This window comes from Jeotgalibaca caeni (assembly GCF_028863945.1).
Lineage (GTDB): Bacteria > Bacillota > Bacilli > Lactobacillales > Aerococcaceae > Jeotgalibaca > Jeotgalibaca caeni.
This window is the reverse complement of record NZ_JARBEA010000125.1, coordinates 1-1587: the sequence shown is the minus strand read 5'-3', so window position 1 is coordinate 1587 and position 1587 is coordinate 1. Positions and strand designations below refer to the sequence as shown.

Below are 1587 nucleotides of genomic sequence, written 5' to 3'. Positions count from 1 at the left end.
AATTTCTGCAACTCCTTGTGCAGCTTCCTCGTTATCACCAGTAGCCATGAGTGGTTCAATTCCGTATTTTTTCAGCACCTCGATCAAGTTTCTGCTGGTTTCTTTCAGTTCATCTCCCAATGCGACAGCGCCGATTGCTTCATTATTTTCTACAAGGATACTTAAAGTAGCGCCTTTCGGAATATCCATACGCAATGTTTTTCCGTATGCCTTTTGGCTGATTAATTGATAGTGGTGGCCGTTCGCCTCCCCTTCTATTCCTGCTCCCGAAACGATTTCAATGGAGTCGAAGGAAACTGACTTAATGCCTTTCGCTTCAGCGTGGTTCACAATCGATTGGGCAATCGGGTGACTGGAGCCCGCCTCTATACCCGCCAACAAGCCTGTAATTTCTTCTTCAGAATATTTATCACTCAAAACAGTGACGTCCAACACTTTAAATTCACCAGTTGTTAAAGTACCTGTTTTATCCAATACCATAACATCCGCTTTAGTAGTTAATTCCAAAGCTTCTCTATTTTTAACCAGTAATCCTCGGCTTGCACCCAAACTAGTACTACGTGATACTACCAAGGGAATAGCAAGACCCAAAGCGTGTGGGCAGGCAATAACTAACGTAGTCACCGTAAAGATAACGGCTGTAGGCAGATCCGCAATGATCGTCCAGATTAGTAGGGCGATTAAAGCTACTACAACCGCAATGTAGAACAACCAGCCAGCTACTTTGTGAGCCACATTCTCTGCTCGAGAAGGTTGGCTTTGTGCTTGGCTAATTAATGATTGTACTTGTGAGATAAAGGACTTATCCCCTGTTTCTGTTACTTCTACATATAGGACACCACTACCATTTGTTGATCCACCAATGACTTGATCTTTAACATTCTTTTCGATTGGCTTAGATTCACCTGTTAAGAGGGCCTCGTTTACACGGGATTCTCCGCGAATAATGATACCATCAGCTGGAACATTTTCTCCTGCTTGAACACGGATCACATCTCCAACCTGAAGTTCAGACACAGGACGAGTCTCAATCGAATCGTCTTCTAAAACAACATGAGCGTCTTTTGGCACTAATTCTGCTAGAGCTTTTTGCGCGTCCCCTGCTTCACCCAATGCCTTCATTTCAATCCAGTGTCCTAATAACATGATTAAAAGTAACGTTGCAAACTCAAAGAAGAAGTCCATGACATGTTCTCCGGTCACATATCGAGCGGCCACTGCGTAAACACTATAGGCATAAGAAACCGTTATTCCCAAAGTAATCAAGGACATCATGCCTGGAGCTTTTGAATTAAACTCATCTTTCGCACCCATGTAGAATGGTTTTCCGCCATAAATGTATAGAATGGTTGCCAATACAGCTGCTACAACGTCTGCATAAGGAAAGATAATTTGGAAAGGCAACTGAATATCCATCAAAGGAGTAATGAGTAAGATTGCAATTCCTAATGGGAGTGACTTCAAGAAAATCTCTTTAAAGCTACCGTGATGGTGGTGGGCATGCCCTCCCATTGCGCCATGATCCATTTCACTGTGATCCATCTTGCTGTGATCCATCTGACTATGATCCATCTTGCTGTGATCCAT

The 1587-nt window shown here is 43.2% G+C and carries 1 protein-coding gene; it reads right to left on the bottom strand.

Annotated elements, in window-relative coordinates; all coding sequences use genetic code 11:
• Nucleotides 1-1587: copper-translocating P-type ATPase (locus PVE40_RS12705; protein ID WP_274732301.1), on the bottom strand; the 1587-nt coding region annotated here is incomplete at both ends.